The 24,762-nt window shown below is 72.3% G+C and carries 20 protein-coding genes, 3 tRNA genes and 1 pseudogene; 17 read left to right on the top strand and 7 right to left on the bottom strand.

Annotation, left to right across the window (positions count from 1 at the left end):
• Positions 1 to 169 precede the first annotated feature (169 nt).
• From gltX to ASG04_RS15440, 7 genes are all read left to right on the top strand, one after another.
• Positions 170 to 1,657, top strand: coding sequence for a glutamate--tRNA ligase (gene gltX, locus ASG04_RS15470; protein WP_056126121.1), 1,488 nt, complete (start codon positions 170 to 172; stop codon positions 1,655 to 1,657).
• A gap of 13 nt (positions 1,658 to 1,670) precedes the next feature.
• The gene (locus ASG04_RS15465; protein WP_056126119.1) at positions 1,671 to 2,612 is read left to right on the top strand and encodes an NAD(P)/FAD-dependent oxidoreductase; all 942 of its coding nucleotides are present in this window, start codon (positions 1,671 to 1,673) and stop codon (positions 2,610 to 2,612) included.
• A gap of 44 nt (positions 2,613 to 2,656) precedes the next feature.
• A tRNA-Gln gene (locus ASG04_RS15460) sits at positions 2,657 to 2,731 on the top strand.
• Between the two features lie 472 nt (positions 2,732 to 3,203).
• Entirely contained in the window at positions 3,204 to 4,028 is an 825-nt protein-coding gene (locus ASG04_RS15455; RefSeq protein ID WP_056126117.1) for a glycosyltransferase family 2 protein, read from the top strand.
• The gene (locus ASG04_RS15450) at positions 4,025 to 4,996 is read left to right on the top strand and encodes a glycosyltransferase family 2 protein (protein WP_056126116.1); all 972 of its coding nucleotides are present in this window, start codon (positions 4,025 to 4,027) and stop codon (positions 4,994 to 4,996) included. Before ASG04_RS15455 ends, ASG04_RS15450 begins: the two co-directional genes overlap by 4 nt.
• Complete coding sequence (locus ASG04_RS15445) at positions 4,993 to 8,541, top strand: glycosyltransferase (RefSeq protein WP_056126114.1); 3,549 nt, start codon at positions 4,993 to 4,995, stop codon at positions 8,539 to 8,541. The genes ASG04_RS15450 and ASG04_RS15445 overlap by 4 nt, the downstream gene beginning before the upstream one ends.
• A gap of 10 nt (positions 8,542 to 8,551) precedes the next feature.
• Complete coding sequence (locus tag ASG04_RS15440; protein WP_056126112.1) at positions 8,552 to 9,466, top strand: glycoside hydrolase family 16 protein; 915 nt, start codon at positions 8,552 to 8,554, stop codon at positions 9,464 to 9,466.
• A 96-nt stretch (positions 9,467 to 9,562) separates the two neighbouring features.
• Here the strand turns inward: ASG04_RS15440 and ASG04_RS15435 are convergent, their stop codons facing one another.
• The 4 genes from ASG04_RS15435 to ASG04_RS17950 all read right to left on the bottom strand — a co-directional run bounded on the left by ASG04_RS15435 (position 9,563) and on the right by ASG04_RS17950 (position 13,533).
• Positions 9,563 to 10,786 (bottom strand): glycosyltransferase family 4 protein, encoded by a 1,224-nt coding sequence (locus tag ASG04_RS15435; RefSeq protein WP_056126110.1) that lies wholly within the window; start codon positions 10,784 to 10,786, stop codon positions 9,563 to 9,565.
• A complete protein-coding gene (locus ASG04_RS15430) occupies positions 10,783 to 12,324 on the bottom strand; it encodes a lipopolysaccharide biosynthesis protein (protein WP_056126108.1) in 1,542 nt (513 codons plus the stop codon). Before ASG04_RS15430 ends, ASG04_RS15435 begins: the two co-directional genes overlap by 4 nt.
• On the bottom strand, positions 12,321 to 13,256 hold the full coding sequence (locus tag ASG04_RS15425) for a beta-1,6-N-acetylglucosaminyltransferase (protein WP_056126106.1): 936 nt from the start codon (positions 13,254 to 13,256) through the stop codon (positions 12,321 to 12,323). The genes ASG04_RS15430 and ASG04_RS15425 overlap by 4 nt, the downstream gene beginning before the upstream one ends.
• Before the next feature lie 103 nt (positions 13,257 to 13,359).
• Positions 13,360 to 13,533 carry a hypothetical protein gene (locus tag ASG04_RS17950; RefSeq protein ID WP_235515569.1) on the bottom strand — a complete coding sequence of 58 codons (174 nt, stop codon included), beginning with the start codon at positions 13,531 to 13,533 and terminating at the stop codon, positions 13,360 to 13,362.
• Between the two features lie 159 nt (positions 13,534 to 13,692).
• Between ASG04_RS17950 and ASG04_RS15420 the strand changes: the two genes are divergently transcribed.
• Positions 13,693 to 15,000, top strand: a complete 1,308-nt coding sequence (locus tag ASG04_RS15420; RefSeq protein WP_056126104.1) for a glycosyltransferase family 2 protein — start codon at positions 13,693 to 13,695, stop codon at positions 14,998 to 15,000.
• Positions 15,001 to 15,166: 166 nt separating this feature from the next.
• Here the strand turns inward: ASG04_RS15420 and ASG04_RS15415 are convergent, their stop codons facing one another.
• Positions 15,167 to 16,498: a glycosyltransferase gene (locus ASG04_RS15415; protein WP_056126102.1), complete on the bottom strand. Its 1,332-nt coding sequence runs from the start codon at positions 16,496 to 16,498 to the stop codon at positions 15,167 to 15,169.
• Positions 16,499 to 16,804: 306 nt separating this feature from the next.
• On the opposite strand from ASG04_RS15415, the gene ASG04_RS15410 reads away from it, so the two are divergent.
• From ASG04_RS15410 to ASG04_RS15375, 9 genes and pseudogenes are all read left to right on the top strand, one after another.
• The gene (locus tag ASG04_RS15410) at positions 16,805 to 18,088 is read left to right on the top strand and encodes an ABC transporter substrate-binding protein (protein WP_235515568.1); all 1,284 of its coding nucleotides are present in this window, start codon (positions 16,805 to 16,807) and stop codon (positions 18,086 to 18,088) included.
• 112 nt (positions 18,089 to 18,200) lie between these two features.
• A complete protein-coding gene (locus ASG04_RS15405; RefSeq protein ID WP_082518268.1) occupies positions 18,201 to 19,223 on the top strand; it encodes a carbohydrate ABC transporter permease in 1,023 nt (340 codons plus the stop codon).
• A gap of 50 nt (positions 19,224 to 19,273) precedes the next feature.
• Positions 19,274 to 20,131 (top strand): carbohydrate ABC transporter permease, encoded by an 858-nt coding sequence (locus tag ASG04_RS15400; RefSeq protein WP_056126172.1) that lies wholly within the window; start codon positions 19,274 to 19,276, stop codon positions 20,129 to 20,131.
• A gap of 6 nt (positions 20,132 to 20,137) precedes the next feature.
• Complete coding sequence (locus ASG04_RS15395) at positions 20,138 to 20,383, top strand: hypothetical protein (protein ID WP_235515567.1); 246 nt, start codon at positions 20,138 to 20,140, stop codon at positions 20,381 to 20,383.
• 16 nt (positions 20,384 to 20,399) lie between these two features.
• Positions 20,400 to 20,531: pseudogene (locus ASG04_RS18120) on the top strand (LacI family DNA-binding transcriptional regulator); the annotation flags it as partial.
• Complete coding sequence (locus ASG04_RS15390) at positions 20,505 to 21,407, top strand: LacI family DNA-binding transcriptional regulator (RefSeq protein WP_414835838.1); 903 nt, start codon at positions 20,505 to 20,507, stop codon at positions 21,405 to 21,407. The pseudogene ASG04_RS18120 and the gene ASG04_RS15390, both read left to right, overlap by 27 nt.
• Positions 21,408 to 21,453: 46 nt before the next feature.
• Positions 21,454 to 22,089: an MBL fold metallo-hydrolase gene (locus ASG04_RS15385; protein ID WP_056126099.1), complete on the top strand. Its 636-nt coding sequence runs from the start codon at positions 21,454 to 21,456 to the stop codon at positions 22,087 to 22,089.
• A gap of 85 nt (positions 22,090 to 22,174) precedes the next feature.
• A tRNA-Glu gene (locus ASG04_RS15380) sits at positions 22,175 to 22,250 on the top strand.
• Between the two features lie 38 nt (positions 22,251 to 22,288).
• Positions 22,289 to 22,364, top strand: a tRNA-Glu gene (locus tag ASG04_RS15375).
• Between the two features lie 179 nt (positions 22,365 to 22,543).
• Here ASG04_RS15375 and ASG04_RS15370 read toward each other — a convergent pair.
• Positions 22,544 to 23,512, bottom strand: coding sequence for a sucrase ferredoxin (locus ASG04_RS15370; RefSeq protein ID WP_056126097.1), 969 nt, complete (start codon positions 23,510 to 23,512; stop codon positions 22,544 to 22,546).
• The gene (locus ASG04_RS15365) at positions 23,509 to 24,729 is read right to left on the bottom strand and encodes a cupin domain-containing protein (RefSeq protein ID WP_056126095.1); all 1,221 of its coding nucleotides are present in this window, start codon (positions 24,727 to 24,729) and stop codon (positions 23,509 to 23,511) included. The genes ASG04_RS15370 and ASG04_RS15365 overlap by 4 nt, the downstream gene beginning before the upstream one ends.
• Between the last annotated feature and the right edge of the window lie 33 nt (positions 24,730 to 24,762).

The raw sequence follows: 24,762 nt of genomic DNA, 5'->3' as shown, positions 1-24,762 counted from the left end.
ACCTTGTGGGAGAGTAGGACGCCGCCGGACTCAACGTTGGTAACACCAGGGAACCCCTGACCATGACTGGTCAGGGGTTTTCTGCGTTCACCGGACCCTCGTCGAGGTTCTCCACAGCCGGGCTCGACGCCGGTGTCGCGGGGGTGCCCACGGTAGGATCGGGTCCGTCATGACTGCGCCATTCACCACTGCCACCGGCCCCGACGTCCGCGTCCGTTTCTGCCCGTCCCCGACGGGCACCCCGCACGTCGGGCTCGTCCGGACGGCACTCTTCAACTGGGCGTACGCCCGTCACACCGGCGGCAAGCTCGTCTTCCGCATCGAGGACACCGACGCTGCCCGTGACTCCGAGGAGTCCTACCAGCAGATCATCGAAGCGCTCCGGTGGCTCGAACTCGACTGGGACGAAGGCGTCGAGGTGGGGGGACCGCACGGACCGTACCGGCAGTCGGAGCGCACGGACGTCTACCGCGACGTCGTCGCGCAGCTGCAGGCATCGGGGCACGTGTACGAGTCGTTCGTCACCCCCGAGGAGATGGAGGCGCGGAACGTCGCCGCCGGTCGTGACCCCAAGCAGGGCTACGACAACCACGAGCGCGACCTGACCGACGACGAGCGCCAGGCGTTCCGCGACCAGGGTCGCGAGCCGGCACTGCGCCTGCGGGTCCCCGATCGCGACCTCAGCTTCCAGGACCTGGTCCGCGGCGAGATCACCTTCAAGCAGGGGACCTTCCCGGACTTCGTGGTGGTGCGTCCCAACGGCAAGCCGCTCTACACGTTCACGAACCCGCTCGACGACGCCCTGATGGGCATCACGCACGTGCTGCGCGGCGAGGACCTGCTGTCGTCGACGCCGCGGCAGATCGCGCTGTACGAGGCCCTGTTCGAGATCGGTCTGACGTCGTTCATCCCGGTGTTCGGGCACCTGCCGTTCGTCATGGGCGAGGGGAACAAGAAGCTCTCCAAGCGCGACCCCGAGTCGAACCTGTTCCACCACCGCGCGAACGGCATGATCCCCGAGGGGCTCATCAACTACCTCGCGCTGCTGGGCTGGTCGATCGGCCCCGACCGCGACGTCTTCTCGACGCAGGAGATGACCGCCGCGTTCGACGTGGTCGACGTCAACCCGAACCCCGCCCGGTTCGACCACAAGAAGGCCGAGGCGATCAACGGTGACCACATCCGGCTGCTCGACCCCGCCGACTTCCGCGGTCGTCTAGTGCCCTACCTCTCCGGAGTGCTCGCTGACCCCGCGACACCGGAGCAGGAGCGCGTCCTCGCACTCGCGGCACCCCTGGTGCAGGAGCGCATGCAGCTGCTCAGCGAAGCCCCCGGCATGCTCGGGTTCCTGTTCACGGCCGACGACGACCTGGTGGTCGAGGACGACGCGCTGGCCAGCCTCAAGGGCGACACCGCGTCGGTGCTCGGCGCGGGCATCGCGGCGCTCGAGCCCCTCGACGACTGGCGGACCGGGTCGATCGAGGCCGCACTGCGCACGGCACTGATCGACGACCTCGGGCTCAAGCCCCGCGTCGCGTTCGGCCCGCTGCGCGTCGCGGTGTCCGGACGTCGCATCAGTCCGCCGCTGTTCGAGTCGATGGAGATCCTCGGCAAGGACTCCACCCTCGCCCGGCTGCGTGCGCTCGCGGCCCGATGAGCCACCCACGACGATGAGCGAACCCGAGCAGTACGACGTCGCGGTGATCGGCGCGGGGCCGGCCGGCCTCAGCGCCGCGCTCAACCTGGTCCGCGCGACGCGTCGGGTCCTGCTCCTCGACGCCAACCGCCCGCGCAACGCCGCGACCCTGCGCTCGCACGGCTTCCTGACGCGTGACGGCATCTCGCCGCTCGAGCTGCGGCGGCTCGGGCGCGAGGAGGTCGACCAGTACCCCGAGGCCACCGTGACGCAGGCGCTCGTCGACGACGTCACTCCCGACGGCCAGGGCGGCTTCCGGGTGCGGGGCTCGTGGCGTGGTACCGAGGTGTCGGCGACGGCACGAGCGGTCGTCATCGCCACGGGTCTGCGCGAGGAGTTCCCGGCGCTGCCGTCGCTCCGCGCGTTCTACGGTACGTCGGTGCACAGCTGCGTCGAGTGCGACGGGTACGACAAGGCCGGTCAGCCCCTTGCGTTCGTGTGTGAGACGGCGGACGTGGTCGACCGGGCGCTGCTCATCGCCGCGTGGACGGACGACCTGGTCGTGTACACGAACGGCGTGGCCCCCCTCGACGACGACGGGCGCGCGCGACTCCGGCGTGCGGGCGTGCGTGTCGACGAGCGGCCCGTGGCGGACCTCGAGGGGGACCGGTCGGGCATGACGGGCGTGCGCCTGGCAGACGGGCACGTGGAGCCGCGCACGGGTGGGTTCGTCCGGCCGACGTGGCACGTGGACCTCGACTGGGTGTCGGTCCCGCTCGACCGCGACGCCGACGGACTCGTCGTGGTCGACCGAGCGGGCCGCACGAGCGTCGCGGGACTCTACGCGGTCGGTGACGTGACCCCGCCGGGGCCGGAGCAGCTGATCGTCGCCGCCGGACACGGTGCGGTGACGGCGGCCGCGGTGCACCGTGACCTCGTCGGTGGTCTCGATGCCCTCCGGGATCATGTACAGTAGATGACCGTGCCCCGGACAACGGGGGACGGGGCCGACAGGCCTCTTGGGGTATGGTGTAATTGGCAACACAGCGGTTTCTGGTACCGTCGTTCTTGGTTCGAGTCCAGGTACCCCAGCCAGACTGACGAAAGGCCCCCGGGATCTCCCGGGGGCCTTTTGCGTGCCCGCCTGCAGCTCCGCCTGCAGCCCCGCCTGCAGCCCCGCCTGCAGCCCCGCCTGCAGCCCCGCCTGCGTGCCCGCCTGCGTGCCCGCCAGCGTGCCGGCCCGCTCCCATCGCCTTGCTGCGCCGAGCGTGCCTGGCGGTGCCGCACCGGGCCTCCTGTCCGGCCCTGGTGCGCCATTGCGGCTTTCCGTATCCGCAGTGGTGGCCCCGCAATGGACCCTGGATCGCATTGACCGGTCGGTCCACCCCGGCGAGGGTGGGAATCCCCAGGGAGCGGCGTACCCCCGCTCTGGACGGGAACGACGGTGCACCCTCACCGCCGTGCACCGCAGCTGACGTACCCGCGTCCGGTCCTCATGACTGAAGGACCATCGGCCGTCGCCCTGACTGCCCCTCCCGTTTGCAGCCCTGAACCCGACAGGAGCACCATGTCCGCCAGCCCGATCCGTCCCTTGGACCCCCGCGTCTCGGTCGTCATCCCCGCACGCAACGAGGCGAGGAACCTCGAGATCATCCTCCCGAAGCTGCCGCCGGTGTACGAGGTCATCCTCGTCGACGGCAACTCGGTCGACGACACCATCGAGACGGCCAAGCGCCTCATGCCCTCGATCAAGGTCGTGCAGCAGACCCGCAAGGGCAAGGGCAACGCCCTCGTGTGCGGGTTCGAGGCCGTCACCGGCGACGTCGTCGTCATGTTCGACGCCGACTGCTCCGCCGACCCGGACGAGATCCCGCGCTTCGTCGACGCCCTCGTCGCCGGCGCGGACGTCGCCAAGGGCACCCGCTACGCGCTCGGCGGCGGCAGCGACGACATCACCATCGTCCGCAGCCTGGGCAACCGCGGCCTGAACGTGATCAGCAACGTCCTGCTCCGTGCCAGCTACACGGACCTCTGCTACGGCTACAACGCGTTCTGGGCCGACACGCTGCCGAAGATCGGGCTGCTGTCCTCGACGCTGCCCAAGCCGACCGACGGTTCGATGCTGTGGGGCGACGGCTTCGAGATCGAGACGATCCTGACCTGCCGCTGGTCCGCTGCCGACCTGGCCATCTCCGAGGTCCCGAGCCACGAGAAGCTCCGCGTGCACGGCACCAGCAACCTCAACGCGATCACCGACGGCATCCGCGTGCTGAAGTCGATCATGCACGAGCGTCGTCGCGCCTCCGACGCGCAGGCTCGTGCACGCCTGGCCCCGGTGACCACCCGCTCCGTCCCGACGCCCGTCCCGGCGCTCGACGAGGAAGCCGCGTGAGCGCGCCGACCGTCGCGGTCGTCATCTGCGCGTACACCCAGCAGCGCTGGGGCGACCTGCAGGACTCCGTGGAGTCGGCCAAGCGCCAGCCCCACGCCACCGAGGTCATCGTCGTCATCGACCACGAGCCCGAGCTCTACCTCCGTGCGAAGGCCCGCTGGCCGGAGCTGCGCGTCGTGGAGAACGCCGAGGACCGCGGCCTGTCCGGCGCCCGGAACACGGGCGTGGCCCTGGCTGAGTCGGACGTCGTGGGCTTCCTCGACGACGACGCGACCGCGGACGACGACTGGCTCGCCCACCTGGTCGAGGCACTCTCGCTGCCGTCCGTGGTCGGCGTCGGCGGCCGTGCCACCCCGTCCTGGCCCACGGCGACCGGTGCCGGACCGTACCCGGCGGAACTGCTCTGGATCGTCGGCTGCAGCTACACCGGCCTCCCCACCGAACCCGGTGACGTCCGCAACGTGATCGGCTCGAGCATGGCGTTCCGCCGGGACGTGCTGCTGGCCGCCGGCGGGTTCCGGTCGGGCATCGGCCGGGTCGGCAACCAGCCGCTCGGCTGCGAGGAGACGGAGCTCTGCATCCGGATCGCGCAGGCCGACCCGACGGCGCGGATCCGCTTCGAGCCGCGGTCGAACGTGTCGCACCGGGTCTCGCCGGACCGCGTCACCATGCGCTACGTCCGCCGTCGGAGCTACTACGAGGGCATCTCGAAGGCCGTGCTGGCCCGCCGGGTCGGTGCGAAGGACTCGCTGTCGAGCGAGTCGACGTACCTGACGACGGTGCTGCCGAAGGCGCTGTTCCGCGAGCTCGGCCGGCTCGGTCGCGGTGGCGGGACCCGTGCGGTCGCGATCGTCACGACCGTCCTCGGCACCGTGACCGGCTACGCCGTCGGTCGGTTCCTGGGCGGTGTCGTCGTCGCCGCACCGGCACCCGTCGCGACGCCCACCCAGACGGTCGGCGCGCCGTGAGCCGGGCCACCCTCGCGATGGTCGTCTCGCCGATCGTCACCGGGCCGCTGTTCCCCACGTGGGACGGCGCCCTGTGGGTCGGTGAGATCGACCGCGCGGACGTGCACGCCTCGAGCCACCGCGACGTCATCGCCCTCGACGGTGCCGAGGGGTACCGGCGCGCCCGGCTGCTCGTCCGCGACAACGGTGAGCCCCTGGGGTTCGTCGAGGCCGACGTGACCGAGCGTCGCCGCATCGGAGCGACCGTCGACGTCCGCGCGCTCCAGCGTGCGATCCGCCCGATGGCCACCCCGGCCGTCCGGCCCGCACCGGCACAGCCGGCAGCAGATCAGATGCTGCCGTCCGTGACCGTGGTGCTCTGCACCGACGGCGCCTCCGGGGAGACCATGCGCTCCGTCCTGGCCTGCCGGTACGACTCCTTCGACGTCGTCGTGGTCTCGCACGCAGCGGACGCCGGTGACGACGCGGTCGTGACGATCGACGGGCGTTCGGTGACCACGGTCGCTGCCCCCGCCGGCGGACTGGCTGCCGCACGGAACGCCGGGCTGCTCGCCGCCTCGGGGGACGTCGTCGCCTTCGTCGACGAGGGCGCGATCGTGGACGCCGGGTGGCTCGACGCCATCGCGAGCGCGTTCGCTGCCGACCCCGACGTGGCCTGTGTCACCGGGCTGGTGCCGAGCGCCGAACTCCGGACGCCGGCCCAGCGCTGGCACGACGACCGGACCGCGGCCGCCCGCACGGTCCGCCGCCGCGTGTTCCGGCTCGACGACGCCCCCGACGACCTGCCCTTGCACCCCTTCGCCGCGTCCGCCTACGGCACCGGCGCGAACCTCGCCGTCCGCCGCGCGACCGTCCTCCGGATCGGCGGGTTCGACACCGCCTTCGGACCGGGCACCCGCGTCGGTGGCGGCGACGACCTCGACCTCTTCACCCGACTGCTCTTCGCGGGTTCCGCGATCGCGGTCGAACCGGCCGCCATCGCGTGGCAGCGAACGGCGGACGACGTGGCGTCGCTCCGCCGTGCCGCCGCCGCCAACGGCCACGGACTCGGAGCATGGATGACCAAGAACGCCTTCGACCGCGAGACGCTCGCCGCCTCCGTCGACGCCGCCCCCGGAGCGCTCAGCGCCTTCGCGCGACTCGGCCTGGAGCAGGGCGACCGGGTGGAGGCCGTCGACGGCTCGTCCGAGGCGGACGTCGTCGACAGCGAGTTCGCGGCGACCCGTCGTCGTCTGCGCGCGGTCGAGCGTCGTTCGGTCGCCGTCGCTCCGTTCCTCGCCCTGCGTGAGCGCATCGGCGGCGCGGGCACCATCGACCGCACCGCGCGCGGTCGACACGAACTGCAGCGTGGTCTGGCGACCGCAGCGCCTGCGCAGCCGCCCGCTGCCGGCGCCGCGATGGGCCCCGTCACCCGTCTGCTGGCTGCGGCGCTCGTCGTCGCGACGCTCGTCACGGCGGCCGTCGGCAGCCTGGCCGGACTCCCGACGCTCCGCGCGAGCGCCGTCGCGGTGTTCCTCTTCGCCCTGCTCGGCGTCGCGCCCCTGCTGCTCCTGCGTCCGATGCCGCTCGCACGCTTCGCCGTGTTCGCGGTGACCGGGTCGATCATCGGCACCATCGCGATCGGCTACACGATGGCGACGGCCCACATCTGGGACCCGGTGGTGCCGTTCGTCGGTGTGGTGGTGCTGACCGCGCTCGCGATCGCCGTCGCCGTGCCCCGTGACGTGGCCGAACTCCGGCGGTCGGGTCTGATGCCCATGGCCGAGCTGGCTCGCGCCGCATGGGACACCACGAACGCCACGGCGGTGTCCCTCCTCGGCCTGGTGATCGTCGTCGTCACGGCACTCACCCACATCGGCGACCCGGTGCGCGACGGCCTGTTCGGCTCCCTCGGCCCGGGCCTGGTCATCGGGCTCGCGATCGTCGTCCTCGCCGCCGTCGTCGCACTCGTCCGCGGCGTGGGCGTCGCCGTGCCCGTGGTCGTGCTCGGCGGGACCATCCAGCTGGCGCAGGCCATCACCTACGGCATGCCCACGGTGATGGCGGCAGCGCGGCACGTCGGTGTGATCGAGTACATCCGACGCTGGGGCGGCACGAACCCCGCCGCCGACATCTTCCAGACGTGGTCCGGCCTGTTCGCCGGCGGCGCCTGGGTGGCCGACGTCGCCGGGATCGTGAACGCGATGCTCATCGCCGCCTGGGTCCCCGTGCTGCTGGCGTTCGCCACCGTGATCGCGGTCGGCGTGCTCGCGTCGAACTGGCTGCCCGGAGTCCGCCGACCGTGGATCGCCGCCTTCCTGACGGCGATGACCGGGTCGCTCAACACCACGTACTTCTCGCCCCAGTCCGTCGGCATCCTGCTCTCGATCACGATCCTCGTCCTCGCCACCGGTCCGCTGCGGACCGCGGTCGTGACCGGGGCGGACGGCGGCGACCGCTCCGTGCTCCGGGCACGGGCGACCGGGCTGTCCCGCATCGTGGCGATCGCCGCGATCAGCATCGTGCTGGCCGTCACCCACCAGATCTCCCCGTACCTGACGGTCGCGGCACTCGTGGTGCTCGTGGTCTTCAAGCTGGTCCGTCCGTGGTGGCTGCCGCTCGTCGTGCTGGTGCCCGCCGTGGTGTTCGCGGTGCTCAACGGCAGCGTCCTCGACAAGTTCCTGTCGCTCGGCGCGGTCGGCAAGGTGCTGCAGAACGTGCAGCCGCCGTCGCACGACGAGACCGTGTTCGCACAGCCCCTCGTCACCCGTCTGGCGTTCGACGTCCCCGCCGCGGCGCTCGTCGTGATCGGCCTGGTCGCCCTCCTGACGGTGGTGCTGCGCCGGGACCGCCTGCACTGGGCGCTCCTGGTCGCCGCAGCCAGCCCGATCTCGCTGCTCGTCGCGACGAACTACGGCCAGGAGGGCATCTTCCGCGTCGTCCTGTTCGCCACCCCGTGGATCGCGATCCTGGCAGCGGGACTCCCGTCGCCGGCCGGTCGTCTGGCCTGGGTCGGGTCGATGGTCCGGGGGGCGATGCGCCCGACGGCGGTCAAGGTCGTCGTCGCTGCCGCGGGCGTCGCGGTCCTGGTCGGAGTCGGGGCCTTCGGGCAGACGGCCCTCGACTGGAACCGCGTGCCGACGCGCAGCGAGTCGGCTGCCACGCAGGTGTACGACAAGACCGCCCCGAAGGGCTCCGTGATGCTGCTGACGGGTTCCTCGATCGCGGTCCCGAGCAACACGGGCGCACGGTACTTCGACGTGGGGTACCTGTCCCGTGAGGCGCTCACGAAGTACCAGGACCCGACCGGCGCCTACGACCCGACGAAGGACGTGGACGACATCACCACGAAGCTCGTCGACAACTGGCCGGCCACGAAGTACTACGCGCTGGTCGCCGAGCCCTTCGGCGCGTACGGCGAGCGGTACGGCTACCAGACCGACGCGCACTACCAGGAGCTGGCGAGGGCCATGGCCGCGTCGCCGTACTGGGAGCCCGTCTGGTCCGAGGGCACGACCGTGATGTACGAGCTCACCCCCGCCGGCCTCCGCCACGCGGCCGAGTGACCGTGGCGCGATGAGCACCGAGCAGGCCGACGCCCCGCCCCTGGCGGCGGCGGCGTCGGCCGCGCACGGCGCCGGGGTGGCCCACGGCGCAGGTCTCGGCCGACACCGGACCGCGCTCGGCCGCACCGGACGCCGCATCGCCGTCGCGGTCGGCTCCCTGGTGGTCGTGGCCGGCATCGTGGCCGGTTCCGCCACCGCCCTGACCGGCAGCAGTCCCGACCCGAGCGGAGAGCGCATGCCGACGAGCGAGCGCGGCGGATGGAACCGGGTGTTCTCCGAGGACTTCGACGACGACGCAGCGACCGGTCGTTTCGAGGCCGGCTACGGCGACCGGTTCTCGGTCTACCACGGCTTCGCGGACACGGCGGGGACGGGGCGGTACCAGTCGTCCGTGCTGAGCGCACACGATGGGCTGCTCGACATGCACCTCGGCACGACGGCCGCGGGGACCCCGTTGGCCGGCGGCATCGTCCCGCTCGTGGACGGCAGGTGGGGCGGACAGACCTCGGGCCGCTACAGCATCCGGATGAAGAGCGACCCGGTCGACGGGTTCGGCGTCGCGGTGCTGCTGTGGAGCGACGAGAACAAGTGGTCCGACGGCGAGGTGGACTTCCCGGAGGGCGCCCTCGGCGCACCCGCGTTCCTCAACGTCCACTGCCTGGCGGACCCCGCGCAGAAGTGCGTCCACGAGCAGACCAGTGCGTCGCTCGAGGACTGGCACACCTACACGATCGAGTGGAAGCCCGACCGCATGTCGTTCTTCGTCGACGACGAGCTCGTGGGCAGCACCGACAAGGACATCCCGACGGCGCGCATGCACCTGGTCGTGCAGGCCGGGTCGAACGACGGGCACCCGCCGGCGGACGCCGAGGGGTCGCTCCTGATCGACTGGATCACGATCGACGTCCCGCAGGGTCGCAGCTGAGCCGACCGGTCAGGTCGAGCTGTCCGGGCTGCCCGGACCGTTCGGGCCGGGACCGGCGACGGGAAGCACGGCACAGCCCCGCCGAAGTCGCTGCGGTCAGCGGGCTGCGTCGTCCAGGGCCCCCAGCAGCGCGGTGACGTGCTGCGCACGGTCGTACCGCCCGCGGACCCACGCGCGGCACCGTTCGCCGAGCGTCGGGTCGAGCACGGCTTCGTCGAGGGTGTCGAGCACGCGCTCCGCCAGGGCGTCGACGTCGGACGGGTCGACGGTGAACCGCGCCCACTCGTCGGAGAGGATCTCGCCCGTGCCCCCGGAGGCCGCGGCGACGACGGGTCGACCCGTCGACATCGCCTCGACGACGACCCGGCCGAACCCCTCCGGCTCGAGCGAGGGCGCGACGACCATGTCCGCGGCGTGCAGCAACGGGACGACGTCGTCCCGTTCGGGCACCACCAGGACGGAGCCGGCGGGCAGCGCGGCGACGGCGCGACGGACGTCGTCGGCCTCCTCGTCCGGCAGCGCGCCGGCGAGCACCAGGAGCGGTGCCGTGCGCGCATGAGCGGGGGTGGCCGGGACGGTGACCGGGATGCGGGCCGCAGCGGACGCGAGGACGCGACCCCACGCCTCCAGGACGGCCAGCACGCCCTTCGCCCGCGTGAGCCGACCGTAGTACAGGACCGTGGGTGTGGCCTCGTCGATGCCGAGGGCGGCCCGCGCCGAGCGCACGTCCTGTCGGGACGGCGGCGGGAACGCCGTGGTGTCGACGCCGTTCGAGACGACGGTGATCCGGTCGGCAGGGACGCCGACGGCCGACCACGCACGCGCCATCGCGTGCGAGACGGCGAAGTACCGGGTGCGACCACCAGCGATGGGGCCGAGGTGGCGGTAGTTCGGTGCGTGGTGCAGGTGCACCGCGAGGGGCACGCCCGACGCCAACGACACGACCCGCCCGAAGGGCAGGAACTCCGGACGGTTCAGCCAGAGGACGTCGAGTCGCGCCCGGCGCATCCGGAGTCCCTGGCGGGCGAAGCGTGCGGCGTCCCGGATCGCGGTGCGGACGCCGAAGCGGTAGTCGTCGGCGCGGACCAGGCGGACGCCGAGGCGCTCGAAGGCGGCGCGGCCGTCGTCGTCACGTCCGGCGGGCACGGGTCGGTGCCACACGGTGACGTCGTGGCCGGCGGCGACCAGGTCACGGGTGTCCTCGAGGACGCATCGCTCCACGCCGCCCGTGATCGCGAGACCGTTCGTGACGACCCCGACGCGCAACGGTCGCCGTGCGGCGGTGTCCGGCGTCGTCGCCGAGCCGTCGACCCGGCTCATGCCGCGCTCCCGCGGGCGGCGCGCAGCCGGGTGAAGAACCACGGCACACAGGCGAGGACGCCGGCGACCCGGACCCAGTTCCAGAGGGCGTCCTGCGGCACGAAGACCGACACGCCGGCGATGCCGAGCGAGACCACGACGGTCAGGACGAGTCGGAGGTCCGGACCGCGCCACTCGCGGCGGTCGGGGAGGGCCGCCTGCTGGAGCACGGCGAGGACGACGTAGGCGATGACCGTGGCCACCGCGGCACCCGCGATGCCCATGATCGGCACGAAGACCAGGTTGGCGCCGATGTTCACGGCGCCCGCGATCGCGGCGATCACACCGACGGCGACGCCGCGGCGCTCCACGAGCAGCAGCCGGCCGGTGGCGCCGCTCGCGACGACCGGGAAGGCGGTGATCGCGACGACGAAGACGACGACGGTGAGCTCCTGGACCCGGTACGACGCCGGCGCGAGGATCGGCAGGGCGACCGGCGACACCAGCGTCACGGCGAGCAGCACGGGCGCGAGGAGCCGGTAGAGCTCGTTGCGGGAGTGCATGGCGAGCTGCCGGCGGGCCACGGCGTCGCGGACAGCGGCGAAGTGCGGCGCCCAGGCGTTGTTCGTGAACGTCAGCAGGAGGATGACCGCCGAGCCGACGACGTAGGCGATCTGGTACCGGGCGACCTCGTCGGGGCCGAGCAGCCGCTGGACCACCAGTCGGTCGCCGACGTTGAGCACGAAGTACGACAGGTTGCCGAGGGTGATCGGGATGCCCAGGCGGAACGCGCGGCGCATGGTGCGGGTGTCGAACAGGCCGGCGAAGCGGGGGCGGGTCGCCGTGATCCCGATGGCCATCGCCGCAACCTGGGCGACGACGCCGCCCCAGGCGTAGGTCGTCGCGTCGGCCTGCACCCACGTCAGGAGCCCGAGCCCGATGATCGAGCCGCCGATCGAGGACAGCAGGCTCGTCAGCGCGAACACCTTGATGCGGTCCTGGGCGACGAGCAGTGCCAGGGAGATCTGCACGATGGCGGCCGGGCCCGTCCAGAGCACGGCGACGAGCAGGAGCGGGTGGTTGCCGATGAAGCCGGCGGCGTCGCCCCACACCGGGATCGTGGTCAGGGCGAGGACCGTGACCAGGCTGGCGGTGACCATGCCGACCGCCATCAGCCCACGGGCCTTGCGGTCGTCGCCGTCCTCGGCGCGCTGCAGCACGGACGCCTGGTCCATCCCGATGACCGCGAGGACCACGAGTGCCTGGTACAGCGCGATCGCGGACGCCAGCACGCCGAACTCGGCGGGCGGCATCAGGTGCGCGAGGACCGGGGAGATGAGCGAGGAGACGACGAGCTGCATCGACCACACGACGACGTACAGCAGGCCGCGGCCGAACAGGACGGACGACCCCTTGCGGACGGCGACCGAGCCGGTGTCGAGGGCTTCCGGCACCGGCGCGACCGCCGGCTCGGACGGGTCCGGGGTCACGGCGACCGCCGAGGCCTCGGCCTCACGCGCGGCACGGGCCTCGCGGCGGGTCTGCGGGGGGAGCGTCACGGGGTGACCTCCCCGACCGCGCCGACCGGTGCGCCGGCGGTCCGCGGGGCGTGCTGGCGGAGACCGAACGCACCGTCGATGACGTCGAGCAGGTCGGAGCTGCGCTCGGTGGAGAACTTGCGTGCGAACACGTGCGGCAGGTCGACGTCCGACGCGGTGCGGCGCTCGAGCACCCGTCCGGCATCGGCGGTCGTCAGCCACGGCGGGCTCTTCATCGCGGTGCCGTCCCACCCGATCCACCACAGGGCGTGGGGCACGTGCTCCTCGGCGAACCCGGGGACCAGACCCGGTGTGTTGAGCACCGAGGGGACGAAGGTCTCGTCGGCGATCCAGGTGCGGCGCCAGAACCGGACCAGGTCGGGCCGCTGGTCGACCACGGCGACGACGTCCGCGGCGTGGTGCCGGGCGAGGACCTTGAGCTGCGAGCCACCGGCGAACACCACGTCGCGGGGGACCCGGCGCGGGACCGGCAGCCGCAGCATGTGCTTCCGCCACGCCCAGTGCCGGTAGCGCATCCGTGCCACACCGCCGTCGCGCCCCCACGCCGCGAACGGCAGCGGGTGCACGTCGACGAACGAGTCGTCCCGGTGCGCCTCGAGCAGCGCGGAGATCTCCCCGGAGCTGGCGAGCGGGTAGTCGCTCCCGGTCAGGACGGCCACGTGGGACGCGTCCGTCTCCGCCAGCGCGGCGCGGTACCCGGCGAGCTCGGCCTCGACGTTCTCCCAGCGCGCCCAGCCGGTCGCGATCCGCGGCAGCACGCGGACCCGCTCCGGCAGGCCGTCCGTCATGGCGCGGAACACCGGCTCCGGCGTCCGCACGTCGCAGTGCAGGAAGACCGGGAAGGGGTCGAGCGCCTCGACGAGTCGGCGGACGTGCGCAGGGTCCTCGTGGGCGAGGACGATGCACGCGGGAGCCGCGGGTGAGATGGCCATGGACGCGACGCTAACCGTGCCGTTCCGGGGCGGACAAGGCGAGTCAGGGGCCTCTGCGGGGAAGCGGCGGTTTCCCGCACCCGGGGGCCGAGACGACCGCGGATCAGCGCTGGCGACGGTACTTCGGGCAGTCGCAGAGCGCGCAGTCCGAGCCCGGCCGGTAGTGCTCGTGTGCCGCTTGTTCGTGACCGCAGACGCAGGTCGCCGTGTCGACCGAGACGACCGTCTGTTCCGACGGGAGGACCGCTCCGAACTCGGTCCCGGGGCCTGTCGGCATGCGTCCTCCTCGTGCCCGGCGTGCTGCCGCCGGGTCGTCCCCACGATCCTAGGGTGAAACGCCTGGTCACTGGCGGCAAACCGCAAGAGGGACGGGGCTCGCCGCACGGGCCGGTACCGGTCGTTGCGTCGCCGTCGGACGCTGTCGGACCATCGGGTCATGACCGACCACCAGGCCACCGCGTCCCGCGTGCTCACGATCACCCCCGCGATGCCCTCGCCGGACGCCCCCAGCTGGGCCGGCGCCGCCTGGGTCGGGGCGATCGACCGGCCCGCGGCGCTCGCCGCGTCCGTCGTCGAGCTCGCCGGGGCGGACGGCTTCGACCGCGCACGGCTGCTCGTCCGCGACGGCCGCGAGGTCGCCGGCTTCGTCGACGTCGCGGTCGACGCGAGCGGTGACGTGGACCCGGCCGAGCTGGGACCGGCGCTGCGCGCCCTGCGTGCCACGAGCATCCCGGCCGCCCCGAAGGGGGACCCGACGGGTCGCATGTCGGTCGTCATCGGCACCCGCGACCGCCCGGAGGACGTCCGCCGGTGCGTCGCCTCGGTGCTCGCGTCCGCACACGACGACTTCGAGGTGTTCGTCGTCGACAACGCGCCGACCACCACCGCGACCCGCGACGTGGTCGCGTCGTTCCGGGACGACCGGCTGCACTACGTCCTGGAGGCCCGACCCGGCGTCTCACGCGCACGGAACGCCGGTCTCGCCCTCGCCTCCGGTGCCGTGGTCGCCTTCGTCGACGACGACGTCGTCGTCGACCGGCACTGGCTCGCGGCGCTCGCCGACGCGTACGCGCGCGACGCCGACGTGGTCTGCGTGACCGGTCTGGTGCCGAGCGGTGAGCTCCGGAACCCGACGCAGCGCTACTTCGACGAGCGGGTGACCTGGGCGCGGAACCTCGACCGCCGGGTGTTCCGGACGTCGGCACCGCCGGCCGACCTGCCGCTCTTCCCGTTCTCGGTCGGCGCGTTCGGCACCGGCGCGAACATGTCGCTCCGACGCACCGCGGCCCTCGCCCTCGGCGGCTTCGACGTCGCACTCGGGCCGGGGACGCCGTCGCGCGCCGGCGAGGACCCCGACCTGTTCACGCGGGTGCTGCTCTCCGGAGGCGGGCTGGCCGTCGAGCCGTCGGCGTTCGTGTGGCACCGGCACCGTTCCGACCGCGAGGCCCTGCGTGCCCAGGCACTCGGGTACGGCACCGGGCTCGGCGCGTGGGTCGCGAAGCTCATGACCCGGCCGCGGACCGCCGTGGCGGTGCTCCGTCGGGCCGTCGGTGCGCTCCGCCAGCTCGGGGCGCTCGGGCAGGGGAACGCCGACCAGGTCTCGACGGCCGTGTCCGCGGCGGCCGGGTGGCCCGTCGATGACGAGTTCCGCGCGGCGACGGCCGGGCTGAAGCGCGTCGAGCTCGTCGCCGCGCTCGGCGGGCCGTGGCGCTACGTGCTCGGGCGCCTGCGCTCCCGCGCGTAGGCCGCGCTGCGCTCGACGCGCGGCGCGCGGCGCGCTGCGCCCGGCGCGCTCCGTGCCGCCACGGGACCACGAAACGGACACAGCACCACGGGATCCCGTGGTGCTGTGTCCGTTTCGTGGTGCGGGGCGGCGCCGTTGCCGCCTCGCACGCCCAGGGGCGTCCGCGCTACCCGCGGAAGCGCCCGGCCTCGACGTCGCGCCAGCGCCGACGGCTGCGGAACCAGGCCGCCGGCCCGGCCGGGAAGCCGCGGAGCTCGTGGTACGCCAGCGACCGGGGGAGACTCGTCTGCGATGCGTCGGTCGTCGACTCGGTCGCCGCGTCACGACGACCCGCCAGGCGCGATGCCATCTGCTTCGCCTTGACCTTCGCGGCGAGCGGCATGAGCCGGGCCAGGACGGTCAGGTGCCGTCGGTCCTTGGCAGCGAGCGCGCACATCAGCGCCGTGAACCCGACACCGTTGCCGTGCAGCTGCTTGTGCAGGTCCTCGATCGTCTGGCGGTGCCGGTGGTGCACGACCGCGTGCGGTTCGAACCCGATGCGTCCGCCCCGCCAGAGCGTCTCGATGAACATCGCCAGGTCCTCGCCGCCGCGGGCGGGGGAGCCGGCGCCGAGCGTGGTGTCGAAGCCGCCGACCTTCTCGATGAGCGAGCGCCGGTACGCCATGTTCGCGCCCGCGCCGTACGCGCCGATGCCGTAGACCGCGAAGTGCTTGCGCACCGTGCCGTCGGGACGCACCGCCGAGACACGCGCGTGGCGCATGGCGCCCTGCACGTCGTCCGGGACGATCGTCACGGGCGAGAAGGTCCGCTCGGCGCTGAAGCCGCCGTAGTACGCCTCGTACCAGATCTGGGCGGGCGTGGTGAGCTCGACGGGCAGGATCACGCCCGTCACGGCGTCCAGCCCCGGTTCGCGGACGAACCGCTCGCCGATCGCGCGGAGCCACTGCGGGTCGACACGGACGTCGTCGTCGGTGAACGCGATGACCTCGCCGGTCGCCGCTGCGACACCGGCGTTGCGGCCGGCCGAGAGCCCTGGGCGCCGCTCGGTGACCAGGCGGACGTCGCGGCCCTCGAGCAGTGCCGGGAGGGCGTCGATGTCGGGGACGCGGACGCGGTTGTCGACGAGGACGACCTCGTGCCGCGGGTAGTCGAGGTGCTCGAGGACGTCGAGGAGCTTGCCGAGGTCCTCGACGCGGTCCACCACGGTGGACACTACGACGGAGATCGTCGGCAGGTCGTCGTCGGACACCGGGGCGTGGTCGTCGAACGCGCCGGCCTCGACCATCGTGTCGACCAGGGGCGCGAGCGCTCGGGTGGCGTCCGCGGGGTCGTCGGTGAGGATGACGTCGAGCGTGGTGACCGGGTAGCCGTCGCGGTAGCCGATGACGAGCGCGGACGAACCGGTCTCGTCGGCGACGAGCTCGGGCAGCGGACCGTCGAGGTTGACGCCGATGACGCGTCGGGGTCCGGGGACGTTGACGGCGGAGAGGGAGGCCATGTCGGGGACGCTACGGTCGGCCCCGACGCCTCACAATGCGGCATCGGCACCGTGGCGGGGATCATGCGGGACACCGCAGCGCACTGCAGCGGTGCCCCACGGCCGCCCTCGATGCGTGAGCGCTCACCCAGGAAGTCACCGGAACTCCAGAGGTCACACTCAGGTAACAGACCCGATGCAACCGGTTGCGCTCGGTCGGACCGCGGCGTACGTTCACCTCCCAGCAGGCAGCGCCGCCTGCTCCAGGCACCGCCGACCGTTCGCCGATCGACGTCTCCTGGTGATCTCGATGAGGAGACAATCACTGTGGACAACACACGCGCGAAGGTGCGACTCGCATCCGTGGCGGGGATCGCCGTGCTCGGCCTCGCCCTCGCCGGCTGCTCCGGTGGCGGCTCCGGTTCCGACGCCGCGAAGTCCGGGCAGGACAGCCGCGGCCCGATCACGTACGTCCAGGGCAAGGACAACTCGAACGTCGTCCGACCGCTGATCGCCAAGTGGAACAAGGCGCACGGTTCCGAGAAGGTCACGTTCAAGGAGCAGTCCGACCAGGCCGACCAGCAGCACGACGACCTCGTCCAGCACTTCCAGGCGAAGGACGACGGCTACGACGTGGTCGACGTCGACGTGGTGTGGACCGCCGAGTTCGCCGCCAAGAGCTGGCTCGTGCCGCTCACCGGCGACATGGCGATCGACACGTCGAAGCTGCTGCCCTCGACGGTCAAGACGGCGACCTACAACAACACGCTCTACGCGGCGCCGCAGACCTCCGACGGCGCGCTGCTCTACTACCGCAAGGACCTCGTCAAGACCCCGCCGACCACGTGGTCGGCGATGATGGACGACTGCCAGATCGCGAAGGACAACGGCATCGGCTGCTACGCCGGCCAGTTCGCCAAGTACGAGGGCCTGACCGTGAACGCCTCCGAGGCCGTCAACGGCTCCGGTGGCTCGATCCTGACGAAGGGCGGCGCGCCGGACGTCGACACGTCGAAGGCGAAGGCGGGCCTGCAGAACCTGGTCGACGCGTTCAAGGACGGCAACATCCCGGCCGAGGCAATCACCTACCAGGAGGAGCAGGGCCGCACCGCGTTCGAGGACGGCAAGCTGCTGTTCCTCCGCAACTGGCCGTACGTCTACAGCCTGGCGAAGACCGACGGCTCGTCGAAGGTCAAGGACACCTTCGGCATCGCCCCGATCCCCGGCGCCGACGGCGTCGGCGCGTCCACGCTCGGCGGGCACAACGCGGCGATCAGCGTCTACTCGAAGCACAAGGCGACCGCGCACGACTTCCTCGAGTTCCTGGAGTCGAACGAGACGCAGAAGTTCTTCGCGACGCAGGGCTCGCTCGCGCCGGTCGTCGGCGACCTGTACACGGACAGCGACCTGACGAGCAAGCTGCCGTACCTGCCCACCCTGCTCAAGTCGATCCAGAGTGCGGAGCCCCGACCGGTCACGCCGTTCTACCCGGCCGTGACCAAGGCGATCCAGGACAACTCCTACGCCGCGCTCAAGGGCTCGAAGAGCGTCGACGAGGCCATGAAGGACATGGAAGCCGCCCTGAAGTCGGCGACCAGCAGCAGCAACTAGCGACCCTGGTCGACGCGGCTCACGCCGCATCGGACGGGAGGCTCGTGGCGGCCCCGCCACGAGCCTCCCGTCCGGCCCCACTCGTGTCCCGACACCGGCAAGGAGGCCGTCCGTGTCAGCAGCAACAGAGATCCCCGCAGCGATCCCGAACCCCAGTGGGCTCGAACCGCAGAAGCGACGCCGCGGCGGACTCAACGCCGAGCACGGCCGGTGGGCCGTGTACCTGATCGGCCCGACGATCGTCCTGCTGGCGATCGTCATCGGCTACCCCGTCGTCAGCGCCGTCATCCAGTCCTTCCAGCTCGACCAGGGGCTCGACAAGGCGACAGGACTGTTCGTGCAGGGCGGCTTCGCGGGCGTCACGAACTACGCGCACTGGCTCGGGCAGCAGTGCGGCAACGTCACCTGCCCGCCCGGCAGCCTCGGCTCGCAGTTCTGGGTGTCGATGGGCAACACGGTCTTCTTCACCATCGTCACCGTCGCCTTCGAGACGCTGATCGGCGTGTGGATGGCGATCATCATGAACCGGAACTTCCGGGGCCGTGCCCTGGTCCGCGCCGCGATCCTGGTGCCGTGGGCCATCCCCACCGCCGTCACCGCGAAGCTCTGGTACTTCATCTTCGACGCGAACGGCGTGCTCAACCACGTCATCGGGCACCAGATCCTGTGGACCAGCGGCGAGTGGGCGTCCCGGTGGGCGGTCATCATCGCCGACACGTGGAAGACCACCCCGTTCATGGCGCTGCTGATCCTGGCGGGCCTGCAGCTCATCCCCGAGGACGTCTACGAGGCCGGCAAGATGGACGGCGCGTCCACCCTGCAGCGCTTCTGGCTGATCACCCTGCCGCTGCTGAAGCCCGCGCTCATGGTCGCGGTCCTGTTCCGCGTGCTCGACGCGCTGCGCATGTACGACCTCCCCGCGATCCTCACCGGCGGCGGCGGTGGTTCCGGCAACGCCACGACCACGCTGTCCATCCTGGTCGTGGACCAGATCCGGCAGGGGTTCAACTCGGCGTCCGCCCTGTCGACCATCACGTTCCTGGTCATCTTCATCGTCGCCTTCCTGTTCGTCCGCTTCCTCGGGGCGAACGTCGTGCAGACGCAGGCAGCACAGCAGAAGGGTGAACTCAAGTGACCCTCGCAGCCGACCGGCCACGGTCCACGACCCGCACCCGCGAGCGGTCGATCGACCGCGCTGACGTCCGCGTGAAGCGCGACACCGGCCCCCGCGTCCGCACCGCCGTGCAGGCCGTCGTCATCGCGGTCTGGTGCCTGCTGCCGTTCTACTGGATGGTCGTGACGAGCTTCCGGGACGTCGGCTTCACGTTCGACGCCACCCCGTGGCCGACGCACGTGACGCTCGACAACTACACGACGGCGTTCTCCACCGCGCTCGGCAACCACCTGGGGCGGGCGCTGCTCAACAGCCTGCTCATCGGCGGTGTCGTGACGATCATCGCGCTGCTCGTCGGCACGAGCGCCGCCTACGCGCTGGCCCGGCTCGAGTTCAAGGGCAAGTCGCTCATCGCCGGCGCGATCCTGGCCGCGTCGATGTTCCCGGGCGTCGCCCTCATCTCGCCGCTGTTCCAGCTCTTCACGGACATCGGGTGGATGGGCAGCTACCAGGCGCTGATCCTGCCGAGCATCTCGTTCGTGCTGCCGCTCACCGTCTACACGCTCGCGAGCTTCTTCCGCGAGATGCCGTGGGACCTGGAAGAGGCGGCGCGCATCGACGGGTGCACGCGCGTGCAGGCGTTCCGGCGGATCATCCTGCCGCTGGCCGCGCCGGCGGTGTTCACCACGGCGATCCTGGCGTTCATCTCGAGCTGGAACGAGTACCTCATCTCGTCGCAGCTGTCGTCGGACGCCACCCAGCCGGTCACCGTCGCGATCGCGTCGTTCGCCGGCACCCAGCCGCACCAGGAGCCGTACACCGCGGTGATGGCGGCGGGGACGATCGTCACGATCCCGCTCGTGATCCTGGTGCTCGTGTTCCAGCGACGCATCGTGGCCGGCCTGACCGCCGGCGGCGTGAAGGGCTGACGGGCGATGGCGCTGCGTGCTCCCCGGACCCCGGTCGCACCGATCGAGGAGGCCATGGGCTTCGTCGGGTTCTTCGGCGTCGCGTTCCTGCTCGTGACGGTGTTCTGCGAGCTCACGGGGCGTCCGGCGCTCGGGTGGGCGCTGACGCTGCTGGCCTGCGTGCTGGCGGTGGTCGTCCTCCACCGGTGGCGGGTGCGCGTGCTGCGGAGGACCGCGTCCGCCGGCGTCGACGACCGCCGCGCGCACCGCTGACGGTCGGGCGGGTCGTCCGGTGGGGATCCAGGAGATCGCGACCGTCACCGGCCTGTCCAAGGCGACCGTGTCCCGGGCGTTGCGCGGCCTGCCGTCGGTCGCCGACGCGACCATCGACCAGGTGCAGCGGGTCGCTGCCGAACTCGGGTACGTGCCGAGCTCGGCGGCGGCCGGCCTGGCCACCGGCCGACAGCGCGCCGTCGGGGTGGTCCTGCCGGTCATCGACCGCTGGTTCTACGTCAGGGCCCTCGGCGGGATCGACGCCGAACTGCGTCGGGCGGGCCACGACCTGGTGCTGTACAACCTGGGCGGGCCGCTGGGGGACCGGGACCGGGCGTTCCGGCGGTCGATGCTGCGCCACCGGGTCGACGCGCTCGTGCTGCTGTCGCTCGTGCTCGACGAGACCGAGCGGGACGAACTGCAGGGCAGCAACCACCCGATGATCGTCATCGGCGGACCGGCACCGGGGCTGCGCAACGTGGGTGTCGACGACCTGCGGGTCGCCGGTCTGGCTGTCGGGCACCTGCTCGGGCTCGGCCACCGGCGGATCGCGTACGTCGGCGGTCAGGACGAGTCCGGGATGAACGTCGCCGTGCCGTACCTGCGCCGGGACGGGTTCCTGGCGACGATGCACGCCGCGGGCTGCTCAGTGCCGCCAGGGTGGCTCGTGGACGGACGGTTCTCGTTCGCCGGTGGCTGCGCTGCCGGGTCGGCACTGCTGGCGGTGCCCCGTCCGCACCGGCCCACCGCGGTGTTCTGCGCCTCCGACGAGATGGCGCTGGGCGTGCTGGTGGCGGCCGCTCGGCTCGGCGTGCACGTCCCCGGGGAGCTGTCCGTCATCGGGATCGACGGGCACGAGTACGGCGAGGTCGTGGGACTGACGACCGTCGTACAGGACCCCGAGGCGCAGGGACGGACGGCGGCGCTGGCGGTGCTCGCGGAGGTCGACGGCCACGCGCCGGTACCAGTGCCCCCGGCGCCGGCGACGCTCGTGGTGCGGGCGACCACGGCGGCGCCGCGGTAGGTGGCAGGCGGGTCGGGGCGCGGCAGCGCCGCGTACGCTCGCCCGCATGCAGGTGACGAAGCTCGAACACGCGTGCCAGGTCGTCGAGGAGCGCGGTGCACGACTGGTGCTCGATCCCGGCGGGTTCACCAGGCCCGTCGACGTCGACGGCGTCGTGGCGGTCGTCGTCACGCACGAGCACCCGGACCACGTCACGACCGAGCAGCTGGAGCGGATCCTGCTGGCCAACCCGGGCACCCTGGTGTTCGGTCCGGCCGGGGTCGCACGGGCGCTCGCCGGAGCTGCGGCGCACGTGGAGGTCGTCTCGGACGGTGCGCGACGCGCGGTCGGGCCGTTCGACCTGACGTTCCACGGCACCCGGCACAACGTCATCCACTCGTCCGTCCCGGTGGTGGACAACACCGGGGTCCTGGTCAACGGGCGGCTGTTCCACCCCGGCGACAGCTGGACCGTGCCGGGTGTCCCCGTCGAGGTGCTGGCCGCTCCGGTCGGCGCACCGTGGCTCAAGGTCGCCGAGATGATGGACTACGTCGCCGCGGTCGCGCCGCGCCGCGCCTACCCCGTGCACGAGGCCACGCTGTCCGAGGTGGGCCTGGGGATGCACCTCGACCGGTTGCGGCAGGCCGTCGAACCCGCCGGGGAACTCGTCGTGCTGCGGCCGGGGGAGTCCATGACCGTCTGACGGTCCGTCCGACGGCGCACCCGGTCGACACGCCTCGTTTTGGCACCGTGCGGGGCTTGTGCCATACTTGTCGAGTTGTCGGAACGGCCCCATCGTACAGAGGCCTAGTACGTCGCCCTCTCACGGCGGTAACGCGGGTTCGAATCCCGCTGGGGTCACCACGGTGGCTACCCTCCGATTCCGACAACATGCTTGCCGCGGCCCCATCGTATAGCGGCCTAGTACGCTGCCCTCTCACGGCGGTAACGCGGGTTCGAATCCCGCTGGGGTCACCACGAGAACTCCCGTTGGACATCGTCCGGCGGGAGTTCTGTCGTTGTCGGCGCGGGCATCCATCGGCGCGGGCATCCATCGGCGCGGGCATCCGTCGGTGCGGTCGTCCCTCGGTGTCGTCCGCGCGGGCGTCTCGGCGTCGTCGGCGCGGGCGTCCGCGGGCGCCTTCATCGCTCCCGCGTCAGCCGATCACGGTGAGGTCCCGGACGACGAACCGGGGGATCTCCACCGCGACCGTCGCCCGGCACGTGGTGAACGTCGGACCCGTCAGGACGTGCTCGAGCCGGACCCGGATGGTCCTGGTGCCGGCGTCCGTCTGCGGTTCCGCCGCCGTGTCGGTCCGCGCCGAGAGATCGACCGACCACCCGCCCGGCTCGGTCGTGAGCTCGGTCGCCGCCACCGGTCGGAACGCCTCGAGTCGGGTGTCGCCGGTGTGCTGCACCGCCGCGGCGACGGCGGCCTGCTCGACGTGCGACAGGGTCGCCCGCCCGCGGAAGCCCTGCTGTGCGATCCGGCCGTGCAGGTACTCGTCGGCGATCGCGACGGGGTCGTGCTCGTCGACCCGTCCGTGGTTGACCGCGTGCGGGAAGAGCATCATGGTGGCGGCGAAGCGGTCGCCGCCCAGGTGCGAGCACTCCCACGTCTCGTCCGGGTAGGCCCCGGACAGGCGTTCGGCGACGGACCGACCCCGGACCGCGCAGCACTCGTCGTGTCGACCGTGCGCGCAGACCGCGAAGAGGGCCTGGTCCGAGGGGGTCCCCGTGCTGCCGTCGAGCGGCAGGGTCAGGAGCTGCCGCGGGTCGGAGACCTCGCCCCACCGCGTCGTCGCGCGTTCGGCATCGACCACGGCCCACCGCCACCGGCCTGAACCGCGCGACCGACCGGGTCGCCGCACCGCCAGGATCCGCATGCCGGCGTGCTGCACCCGACGCGCCAGCGCCGCGCCGACCTCGGGGTCGAGCACGGGGGACTCCGTCCACACGTTCCAGCCCCAGGCACCGGCGACCTCGACGAGCAACCACCGTCTGCCGGGCGACGCCGTCGCGGACACGTCCTCGTCGCGCAGCCGTGACCCCGCGCTGCACGCCGGCCCGCCCCCGGAGCGGGGGCGTCCGGGGTCGGACGGGCCGGTGCGGCGCCACTCGGTCACGAGGCGGGTACCAGCACGCCTTCCCGCAGGAGCCGTCGCACGACGACGACCGCGTCGTCCTCGTCGAGCCCCGGCAGCGCGCCGACACGGTGGACGTCGCCGTCCGTCAGCGCGTGCAGCGCCTCGGAACAGACGGCGGGGAGCCGGACGGTCCCCGACGGCAGGACGACCGCCACCCGGGTGCCCTCGGTGCGGACGTCCGTCGGCAGGCCGTCACGCCAGCGCACGGTGTCGGCACCGGTCAGCGCTGCGGCCATCTCAACGGTGCGCAGGGGACGGACGGGCTCGGGCCGGGTGGACCGACGGAAGCGGGCGCCGACCGTCGCAGCGACGGCGTCAGACTGATCGTCCGCCGTCGTGAGCGCGGCGACGAGGTCCTCGGCGGCCGCACGGACCTCTGCCGCGATCTGCTCCGGGTCGGCGAGGTCGACGCCGAGGGGCAGCGACGCGCGCAGGGCGTCGGAGCGGAGCGCCCGTTCGACGAGGACCCGCGCCAGGTCCGACCGGGTGACGGCGGGCATCCCGATCGTCAGGTGGATGGTGGTGCCGCCGAGCGCGGTCGCCGAGTGCAGGTACCCGCGCGGCAGGTAGAGCGCGTCACCCGGGCGCAGGACGGTGTCGATCGCCGGGGTGCCGGAAGCCCGGGCGGCGACCGCGTCGCGCCGGTCGCTCCAGGGCTCGTCGGCGAAGGGCAGCTCGTGGACGGGCTCGTGGATGACCCAGCGCTTCTCGCCGGCGATCTGCAGCACGAACACGTCGTGCACGTCGTAGTGCGGGTCGAAGCCGCGCGAGGACGCCGGGGTGATGTACGCGTTGACCTGGGCCGGGTGCCCGAGCTCCGCGACCAGCCGGCGGGTGAACTCCTGCAGGGGCGGCCACGTGCGGTGCAGACCCTGCAGCACGATCGTCGACCCGGCGGCGAACTCCGCCAGCACCTTCTCGGAGCTGACCTGGTCACCGACCTCGGCGCCGTACCCACCGGGCGCGGTGAACGCCTGCGGCGACAGGACCGAGCCCTCCTTCGCCATCCGGATGAACGGCGTCCGGAGACCGCGGACCGAGAGCAGCTCGTCGGCCGCCGCGGTGGAGAACAGGTCGTCGTACGTCGAGCCGAGGTCGTCCGCGCTGCTCAGGAGCGCGCGACGACCCCAGTAGTCGCTGGCGAAGTCGTCGGCCGGGACGGCGACGCACCGCTGGAGTGCGCTCGCCGTCCCCACCGTCTCGAGCCCTCGGCTCACGCGGAGCCGTCC

The sequence above is a fragment of the Curtobacterium sp. Leaf183 genome (assembly GCF_001424385.1).
In the GTDB taxonomy this organism is placed as follows: Bacteria; Actinomycetota; Actinomycetes; order Actinomycetales; family Microbacteriaceae; genus Curtobacterium.
The sequence above is the reverse complement of the archived record's forward strand: the minus strand, read 5'-3'. Positions and strand labels throughout refer to the sequence as shown.